This window comes from Pseudoalteromonas sp. SWXJZ10B (assembly GCF_015864475.1).
In the GTDB taxonomy this organism is placed as follows: domain Bacteria; phylum Pseudomonadota; class Gammaproteobacteria; order Enterobacterales; family Alteromonadaceae; genus Pseudoalteromonas; species Pseudoalteromonas arctica.
On the sequence record NZ_JADYXD010000024.1, the window covers coordinates 56,822 to 66,138 of the forward strand.

Below are 9,317 nucleotides of genomic sequence, written 5' to 3' on the forward strand. Positions count from 1 at the left end.
AAAAGGGTCACTTCATTAAGTGACCCTTTTTTGTATTTAGATTACATATACTTTCTTAAGTATTTTTTGAATACCGGATCTGTTGCTGCCAACTCTTTTTGCTCAGCTAATATCTCTTTTAAAATAGCACCTGAAGTAAGCGGGTTAGCTAGTACCACCCTAAATACAACTGTTGGTTGATTGTCGTATTTAGAAGGCGTTAAACGAGTACGTGATACAAATGAGCGACCAGACTCTCGCTGACGTTTTTGCATACTGGCAGTAAAACGGTTCAGTGAAGCAAAAATATCTAACCGAGTTGCTGCATCAGCATCGGCTATTGCTTGTTTAATTTGCTTAGGTACATAACGATACGTTAATAAGCACAACTCAGGCTCCGAAATAAGCTCAAAGTCTTCATCAGCCTTAATTAAATCAGCAAAGTAATGTGCTTTTTTGATGCTTCGATCAATCAGCATTTCGTAACCTTTGCGACCAATAACACGTAAGCAAGCGTGTACTAACATTGCCATACCAGGTCGGCTGCCTTCAAGCGTGTGGCTACCTAAGTCTTTTGAACCTTTACGTAATATGTACTCAGCGTGATGCTCTATTGCATCAGTTGCAGCGGGATCTTTAAATAAAACTAAGCCCGCTCCCATTGGTACATACATTTGTTTATGTGCATCGATGGTAATTGAATCTGCTCGCTCAATCCCTTTTAATAAAGGGCGATGCGTGTTCGATAAAAGGGTTGCTCCTCCCCATGCAGCATCTACATGAAAATGGCAGTTAATGTCTTGTGCTAAGTCGGCCATTTCATCAAGTGGGTCAATATTACCGGTTTCGGTTGTACCCGCTACCCCAATAATCGCCATTACTTTAATGCCTTGCGATTCAAGCTCACGTGCTTTTTCGCGCATAGCTCCTACATCAACTTTATTATTTTCGCAGGTTTTAATACCAATTAAGTTATCGCGGCCAATACCGAGTAAATCAACCGATTTACCTAATGAGTAATGTCCGCGTTCTGATATTAATACTGCTAAACCTTTATAGCCGTAATGCAGCATACCGGCAATTAGGCCTTGTGCGCCGATACCTCTAAAATCGCCATCGGGTTTTAATAAGCGGTTTCGAGCAATCCAAAGCGCAGTAATATTAGCAACCGTTCCACCAGAGCAAAATGCACCTAATGAGGTTTTAGCACTGTGCATCCATTTAGAATAAAATGAATCTTCTTGCCCATAAGCTAAATGATGCATCATTCCAAGCACTTGACGCTCAAGAGGCGTAAACGCTTTAGACGTTTCTATTTTTACTAGATTTTGATTTAGCCCTACCATCAATTTTGACAGCGGTAATAAGAAATGCGGCAAGGCAGAGGTCATGTGACCAATAAAGCTAGGCGCAGCTGTATGCACAGAATGTGCAACAAGTTGCTCCATTATGTCTTGGGCATAAGCAGATACAAACGTTGGATCCTCTGGGATCACTGCCGACTGAAAATCTTTTTCGATTTCATGTAATGGTTTTTCAATTGCCGCTATATTTTCGTTTAGAAAACCTGCTAAATTACTCGAAATTTCAAGCTCGATTTTGCTTAAAGTTGAGTCTGGCGCTTCAGGTACAGTAAATATACGCTTAAGGCTTTCTTTAGAGGCGACGGCACAACGCTTTTGATCCATCTCAATACCTAGTGTGTGTAGCTAAAACACGCGCTTACCCATCAAAAACGCCTAATTATTAGGACATTTAGAGTAATCGTGTTTCTTTAAAAATTGCGCTAACTTTACTGCAATATAACTAAAATGTCTCGTTTAAACCTATAAAAGCAATCAAAGCGATGACAAAAAAATGATAATTTAATTAAAACTCTACCAAACCTAATTATTTATTGGGCATTTACTTATTTTGGGTATAATAAATTTGATAACAAAAAAGGGACACATATGCCAGAAGGAAGAGTCAAAGTTAGTTGGATAGTGGCAGGCTTTAGCTTGTTTTTAATAAGCTTACTTACCTATGTTTACTACACTTACCAAACCACGCGTGCTGAAATAATGCAGTCGGTTGATAATCGCTTACTTAATGCAGCCACCAGCGTAAAACATATTTTAGGTGAAAATTACTTAAGTGCGGTTAATCAAGGCGACAACATAAGTTTTTCTTACTATCAAGATAAAAGTAAACAGCTCTCTGAGTTTGCTCAAGCACTTGATATTGCTTATGTGTATTCAATGATTTTAAAAGACGGAAAGGTTCTTTTTAGCTCATCAAGCTACACGCAAGACGATCAGAATAATGGCAAAGTAACTCAATTTTTAGATCTCTACCCTGAAGCTACCGATGCCAATATAAGTGCTTTTTACTCAACCGAGCCTGTATTTGAAATATCGAGCGATCAGTGGGGCCACTTTAAAACTATTTTTATTCCTTACGTTGACCCTATTAACGGCAATACCTATTTAACGGGTGCCGATATAACTATTTACAATTTAAACGAGAAACTTAAAGAAAGCGTATCAAAAGCAGCTGCAATGGCTAGCTTCTTCTTTTTTATCGCGATACTTGTTGCCGCCATATATATTTATTTACTAAAGCGCTCGTTAGCAACTGACTCAAGTACTGGTTTTTCAAATCATATTGCTCTTGAGTACTTTATTAAAAAAAGTAATGCTCATCACATGCAGTTAGCCGTTATTTGGGTTAATGAAATAGAAGATATAAACAGTTTCTACGGCACTGAAGTGGGTGATAAAGTAATGAAAAACTTACTTATTCACTTTAAATTCAGAAGCTCTGCGCATTGCCATATATACAGACTAGCAACCAACAAAATAGTATTACTCGCGCCTAAAGAAATGAGTAATGACGAATTTACCGATCTCGTAAAAACATATAACTTTAATACCCCAGTGTTAACTGACCCTTTTATTTATATAACTCTATGTGCAGGTATTGCCAGTGGCAATAAATCGCTACTACTTGAAAACGCTCATATAGCGGCGCTGCAAGCTAAACAAGGCAGGCATAGCGTAGTTAACTACTCAAAAGCGCTACACGATGTAAAAACGCAATATCAATACAATGTTGAAATGGCTAAAGAGGTGCGTGAAGCGTTTGATAACAACCGTATAGTGCCTTACTTTCAACCCATTATTGATACAAATACCAACAAGGTCGTTCAATACGAATGTTTAGCTCGAATGGTAACGGCGCAAGGGGAAGTGTTGAAACCTGATGCATTTTTAAATGTTGTTACTCGATCAAGAATGGACGGAATACTTACCCGTACTATATTTTCACAATGTGTTAGTCGCTTTAGAAAAACCGATATTTGCTGGAGTTTAAATATAACAGCACAAGATATGCTCGACCCTAATTTAAGCGAGTTTATTGCGGACGAACTTAAGCGCTACCCGCATCCTGGTAATATCACACTAGAGCTTTTAGAAACCCAAGCTATTGCCAACTTTTCTGAGGTAAAAGCATTTATTGGAATGGTTAAAACGAAAGGCGTTAAGGTTATTATTGATGACTTTGGTAGTGGTTATTCAAATATATCAAACGTACTTAAGCTGGAAGTAGATGGTATTAAGCTAGATGGCGCACTAATAAAGCAAATAGTGAATGACAAAGATATCTATTTATTTATTGAACATATAGCCAGTTTTGCTAATCAACTTGGTTTGCAATTAATGGCAGAGTCGGTAGAAAATGCAACCATAGTAACCGCACTTAAAAAGGCGAATGTGACACTAATGCAAGGCAACTACTTTGCCCACCCAGTGTCACATGTTAGTACGGTTATAGAAGAAGAATTAGCACTTTAACTTACTTTAGCGAGGTAAGTTAATAACGAGTCGGTGGCTTTGCTGGCCACTGGCCCAGTATTTACGCTCAAAAGGCGTAATGGCATCGTCTGACTCATAAAGCGTTACATCGCAAGGGTTGCCTGTTAATTCGAGCGCCCGAGCAAACTCCTTAACGTAAATATCCCAATTGCTGCGTACTTCTAATTTTCCACCTAACTTAACAATAAATGGAAAAATAGCTGCGCCATGCCAGCGCCTACGAATATGCTTAGATTTAGGCCACGGGTTTGGATACAACAAATAATGGTGCGTAGGTTGCCAATTAGCAGCAACCGCTAAGCGCCAAAAGTCGTTTAAGTCTGCTTGAACTAAGATGTACTGCCCACTGTCGGTTTGCTTATACTCAACATCGTGCTTATCTAATCGATGCGACGATTTATCAATACCTATAACAAGGGCATCTGGATGGCGCTTAGCTAAGTTAGCTGAGCTCTCACCCACGCCACAGCACGAGTCTAAAATAAGCGGGCCATTAAAGGCTTGTACTTTAGCATTAACCTCGTCAAACGCAGCTTGAGTATGCGCTGCAATTGGCTTTTTAAACTCAGCATCTAAGTGCTTATTTACTATTTCATCAAGCTTTTCGTGAATACCCGCTTGATTAGATACAATACTACGTGAATTTGCATCACTCATTAGTGTCTTAGCCCCACACCTTTTTTAATCAATGTAAGCGCTAATGTAAATAACGCTGTTATAAATACTAAAATAACCCCAAGAGCCACGCTTAAATCAACATCCGACACGCCTAAAAAGCCATAACGGAACGCGTTAACCATATAAATAATTGGGTTTACTTGTGATACATTTTGCCAAAATTCAGGCAGCAACGTAATTGAATAAAATACACCGCCTAAGTAAGTTAGTGGCGTTAGTATGAAGGTGGGGATAATGCTTATATCGTCAAAGCTGTTTGCGTAAATCGCATTAATTAAGCCACCTAAAGCAAACACGGCTGAGGTTAAAATAACCGTTGCCATAATTACAAAAATATTATGAATTTGAATATCAACAAATAATAACGATACACAGGTAACTATAAAGCCCACCATAATACCGCGCGTCATACCGCCACCCATATAGCCTAGAACAATGATGTAGTTAGGTACAGGTGCAACTAAAAGCTCTTCAATGCTTTTTTGAAACTTTGTTGAATAAAAACTAGAGGCTACGTTGGAATAGGAATTGGTAATGACCGACATCATTATAAGGCCCGGTACAATAAACTCCATGTAGCTAAAACCGCCCATATCGCCAATTCGTGAACCAATTAAGTTACCAAAAATAACAAAATATAAGCTCATTGTAATTGCTGGCGGTACTAAGGTTTGCACCCAAATACGTAAAAAACGAATACACTCTTTAATCCATAAACTCTTTAAGGCTACGCCATATTTAAACATTTATTCGCCCCGCCCTTGCTCTAGTAATCCTACAAATAACTCTTCTAGTCTGTTTGCTTTATTTCGCATACTCAATACAGTATTACCTTGAGCTGTTAATGCACTAAACACAGCATTTAACCCTTGTGATTTAGCAACTTCCACCTCAACAGTGCGATCGTCTGTCATGGTAAATTTATAGCCATCAAGCGTTACAGGATTTGCAGGCGTTTTTAAATCTAAAATAAACGTTTCTTTATCAAGCTTTGCAAGCAGTGCTTTAATTGTGGTGTTTTCAACAATTCGACCATTATCGATAATCGCAATGTTTTTACACAGTAACTCTGCTTCTTCAAGGTAATGTGTGGTTAAAATAATGGTAACGCCTTGCTGATTTATTTGGCGTAAAAAATCCCACATTGAGCGACGAAGCTCTATATCTACACCTGCTGTTGGCTCATCAAGTATAAGCAACTTTGGTTCGTGCATAAGCGCACGTGCAATCATTAAGCGGCGTTTCATACCACCTGAAAGCGTACGCGCTTGCTTGTCTTTTTTCTCAAGTAAACCAAGTTGAGCTAGGTATTTATCAGCACGCTTATGGGCTTCAGCGCGTGGAACACCGTAATAACCAGCTTGATTAACAAGTATTTGGCTAAGCGTTTCAAACTGACTAAAGTTAAACTCTTGCGGCACTAAGCCTAAATGCGCTTTTGCGGCTTCTAAATCAGTATCAATATCGCAACCGAATACTTCTACTTTGCCTTTTGTTTTATTAACAAGTGAGGAAATAACACCAATAGTGGTTGATTTACCAGCTCCATTTGGGCCAAGCAAAGCGAAAAAATCACCTTCGTAAACTTGTAAATCAACGCCTTTAATGGCCTCAACACCATTTTTATAAACCTTAGTAAGGCCTTCTATATTTAAAGCAATATTTTGCTTAACCATTACTTACCCTCACCATAACCCCAACGTTTTGTTAGGTTATGTTCAATGTTTAAATGATCTAAAATTCTTGCCACCATAAAATCGACTAAGTCTTCAATACTTTGTGGCTTATGATAAAAACCAGGTGCTGCTGGCATAATAGTTACCCCTAAACGAGATAACTTAAGCATGTTTTCTAAATGAATTTCGTTAAATGGTGTTTCGCGCGGTACTAAAATTAGCTGCCCGCGTTCTTTTATTACAACATCGGCGGCGCGTTCTAGTAAATTATCTGACGCCCCTACCGCAATTGCAGAAACCGATCCTGCACTACACGGGCATACCACCATTTTTTTAGGTGCCGCAGAGCCCGATGCCACAGGGCTAAACCAGTTATCTTTACCGTATACTTTTAACTGCCCAGATTTAGCATTAAACAGCGTACTTAACTGCTCAGTGGCTTTATCTTCGTTACCAGAGAGCTTAATATTTGATTCTGTATCAAGCACCACTCGCGCTGCACTTGAGATAAGTACGTAAACTTGAAATTGCTGTTCAAGCAATACTTCAAGTAACCTTAAACCATAAGGCGCACCTGATGCACCGCTAAAAGCGAGCGTAATTCTATCTTTAAATTGCACACTATTCTCCGCTGTATTTATCAGCTAAACCATCAACAAGGTGTTGATGAAGGCCATTAAAACCGCCATTACTCATAATTAAAATATGTTGATTAGGCTCAATATTTTCAAGCACCGTATCAATAATTGTTTGCGTGCTGCTAAAGCACTGCATGCCTGCTTTATCTGCTTGCTCTTTTAGCGACCAATTTAGATTCTCTGGTTCAAAAAGTAGTACGTCGTCAGCATCACGCAGTGAATCTAATAATGTATATTGGTGCACGCCCATTTTCATCGTGTTTGAGCGCGGCTCTAAAATAGCGATAATTTTTTCATCACCTACTTTTGCGCGCAGTCCTGCAAGCGTAGTTTTAATTGCTGTTGGGTGATGCGCAAAATCGTCATACACCTTAATATTATTAATATCAGCCTTTAGCTCCATACGCCTTTTAGGGCTAATAAATTCTCCTAAGGCATCAATACTATGATCAACAGCTATACCCACATGACGCGCTGCTGCGATAGTCATAATTGCATTTTTAACGTTATGCTCGCCTATTGCTTGCCAGCAAACAGTGCCCTGCTTTTCGTTATTTAAAAGTACATTAAACTCACTACCATCGGCTTTTATTAATTCATAGCTCCAATCATCGCCTAGCGTTTCGCTTTCGCTCCAAAGCCCTTGTGCTATTACGTCATTAAGCGCTACGTCTTGCTTTGGCCAAATTACCTTGCCGCTTTGAGGTAATGTACGCATTAAGTGATGAAATTGTTTTTTTATTGCGTTCAAATCTTCGAAAATATCAGCGTGATCGAATTCAAGATTATTTAAAATAAGTGTACGTGGAAGGTAATGGACAAACTTACTGCGCTTATCAAAAAAAGCAGTGTCGTATTCATCGGCTTCAATAACAAAAAATGGCGTTTCACCCACTTTTGCCGATACACCAAAATTTTGGACTATGCCGCCAATTAAAAACCCTGGTTTTAAACCTGCATACTCTAAAACCCACGCAAGCATACTTGCTGTGGTTGTTTTTCCATGCGTACCCGCTACAGCAAGTACCCACGATTTTTGTAATAAATTATGTTTAAGCCATTCAGGGCCTGAGGTGTAAGGCAGACCTTTATCAAGCACATATTCAACACACGGGTTACCACGGCTCATTGCATTACCGACAACTACCATATCTGGTTTTGGCTCTAATTGAGATACGTCGTAGCCTTGAGTCAGTTCAATGCCAAGCTCTTCAAGTTGCGTACTCATTGGTGGGTAAACGTTTTGATCAGAACCCGTTACTTTATGACCTAATGATTTAGCAATGGCTGCAATACCACCCATAAACGTGCCACAAATGCCCAAAATATGTATATGCATATACTTTCCTTAAATCGTATGCTCACTTTACAGCTATGCAAAGTTTAATGGCGCTATAATGCCAAAATTCGTGCTTAGTTACTATGTACGTCTGCACAATTCACTCGTGCCAAAAACACGTTAATTAGTTTTTTAAACGCTAAAAATCAAAAAATAGGCACGTTCACCTACCCTGTATTGCTTTTAATCAATTATTATCAATGTTATAAACCAGCTTGCTGTATAACTTTAAAACTTAAAAAGGACTTAATATGAAAAAACTATTCTTTATAGCCTGTATTTTACTTAGTCAAAAAAGCTTTGCTTTGGAATTTGCTAAGTACCCAATAGAACTAAGTTCGGGCGAAGGCGTTAATGTTGTTATTGCCCCAACAACAGATAAAAAACAAGCTTTAGTAAAAGTAACAGGCATAAACCATGATATTGATGGGATTGTATTTTTAACCGAATTAAAACCTCATGGTAGTAATAAAGCTTACAAATATACTTACGATGGTACACAAAGAAGTTTAGTAAGTGTTGAGGAAGGCTACCGCTGTTGCTCTTACAATCTTTATATTCCAGACACTCGTGATGGAATTTACTTATCAAAAAAAGAAGAGTCAAACCCTGCCATTGTTGAAGACTTAAAAGCGCAATACGATCAACAGTTAAATAAAGGTACTCAAGCTAAACTAGCGAAGTTTAATCGTGAAAAGCATTTAGGGTATCAACAAAAAAATATAGCTGCCGCTAATAGCGAAATAGATAAGCAATGCGGATTAAAAATAAATACCAATGTTGATTGGGAAAGCATTGATGATGAAAACCTAAAAGAATATCCAGTGGGTTCATTTTGTGCACAAGTTGCAAACGAAATGGCATACATGTGCGAAAAAGACCAAAGTTTTAAAAACGACATAGCTCAGTTCAATGCTATCGAATGTAAATTTACTAATGAGCTAAAACTACGTAAAAATGGTAATACACTTATATTTAAAACAGCGCCAAAAGCCGCTAACCAACGCCGCTTTATTGAAGCTTATTTATTAAATTTATAAGCTGAGTTTAAAACCAAAAAAGCACCTAAAGGTTAATGCCGATCAGTTAAGAAAATGACCGGTTGACCGATCCAAACGATCATGCAAAATCCGTAGTTAGGAAACTAACT

8 protein-coding genes are annotated in these 9,317 nt (G+C 38.4%); 2 read left to right on the forward strand and 6 right to left on the reverse strand.

Annotated features, from left to right (window positions below; all coding sequences use genetic code 11):
* Positions 1-41 precede the first annotated feature (41 nt).
* A complete protein-coding gene (gene panP / locus I6F54_RS17115) occupies positions 42-1,667 on the reverse strand; it encodes a pyridoxal-dependent aspartate 1-decarboxylase PanP (RefSeq protein WP_024594075.1) in 1,626 nt (541 codons plus the stop codon).
* A 264-nt stretch (positions 1,668-1,931) separates the two neighbouring features.
* Between panP and I6F54_RS17120 the strand changes: the two genes are divergently transcribed.
* Entirely contained in the window at positions 1,932-3,815 is a 1,884-nt protein-coding gene (locus tag I6F54_RS17120; protein WP_165739644.1) for a bifunctional diguanylate cyclase/phosphodiesterase, read from the forward strand.
* Between the two features lie 6 nt (positions 3,816-3,821).
* Here I6F54_RS17120 and trmB read toward each other — a convergent pair whose 3' ends face one another.
* The 5 genes from trmB to mpl are packed head-to-tail and all read right to left on the reverse strand — an operon-like array spanning position 3,822 to position 8,167.
* Entirely contained in the window at positions 3,822-4,493 is a 672-nt protein-coding gene (gene trmB, locus I6F54_RS17125) for a tRNA (guanine(46)-N(7))-methyltransferase TrmB (RefSeq protein ID WP_197142437.1), read from the reverse strand.
* On the reverse strand, positions 4,493-5,260 hold the full coding sequence (locus I6F54_RS17130) for an ABC transporter permease (protein WP_165739646.1): 768 nt from the start codon (positions 5,258-5,260) through the stop codon (positions 4,493-4,495). The genes trmB and I6F54_RS17130 overlap by 1 nt, the downstream gene beginning before the upstream one ends.
* Positions 5,261-6,190 (reverse strand): ABC transporter ATP-binding protein, encoded by a 930-nt coding sequence (locus I6F54_RS17135; RefSeq protein ID WP_024594076.1) that lies wholly within the window; start codon positions 6,188-6,190, stop codon positions 5,261-5,263.
* Entirely contained in the window at positions 6,190-6,810 is a 621-nt protein-coding gene (locus tag I6F54_RS17140; RefSeq protein WP_007584746.1) for a flavin prenyltransferase UbiX, read from the reverse strand. The genes I6F54_RS17135 and I6F54_RS17140 overlap by 1 nt, the downstream gene beginning before the upstream one ends.
* Position 6,811: 1 nt before the next feature.
* A complete protein-coding gene (mpl, locus tag I6F54_RS17145) occupies positions 6,812-8,167 on the reverse strand; it encodes a UDP-N-acetylmuramate:L-alanyl-gamma-D-glutamyl-meso-diaminopimelate ligase (RefSeq protein WP_024594077.1) in 1,356 nt (451 codons plus the stop codon).
* Positions 8,168-8,418: 251 nt separating this feature from the next.
* Between mpl and I6F54_RS17150 the strand changes: the two genes are divergently transcribed.
* The gene (locus tag I6F54_RS17150) at positions 8,419-9,207 is read left to right on the forward strand and encodes a hypothetical protein (protein WP_165728432.1); all 789 of its coding nucleotides are present in this window, start codon (positions 8,419-8,421) and stop codon (positions 9,205-9,207) included.
* The last annotated feature ends 110 nt before the right edge of the window (positions 9,208-9,317 follow it).

Bases quoted from the DNA above. Each gene is read 5' to 3' on its own strand.
- I6F54_RS17120 (WP_165739644.1), top strand. From the start codon at position 1,932: ATGCCAGAAGGAAGAGTCAAAGTTAGTTGGATAGTGGCAGGCTTTAGC.
- I6F54_RS17150 (WP_165728432.1), top strand. From the start codon at position 8,419: ATGAAAAAACTATTCTTTATAGCCTGTATTTTACTTAGTCAAAAAAGC.
- trmB (WP_197142437.1), bottom strand. From the start codon at position 4,493: ATGAGTGATGCAAATTCACGTAGTATTGTATCTAATCAAGCGGGTATT.
- I6F54_RS17130 (WP_165739646.1), bottom strand. From the start codon at position 5,260: ATGTTTAAATATGGCGTAGCCTTAAAGAGTTTATGGATTAAAGAGTGT.
- I6F54_RS17135 (WP_024594076.1), bottom strand. From the start codon at position 6,190: ATGGTTAAGCAAAATATTGCTTTAAATATAGAAGGCCTTACTAAGGTT.
- panP (WP_024594075.1), bottom strand. From the start codon at position 1,667: ATGGATCAAAAGCGTTGTGCCGTCGCCTCTAAAGAAAGCCTTAAGCGT.
- mpl (WP_024594077.1), bottom strand. From the start codon at position 8,167: ATGCATATACATATTTTGGGCATTTGTGGCACGTTTATGGGTGGTATT.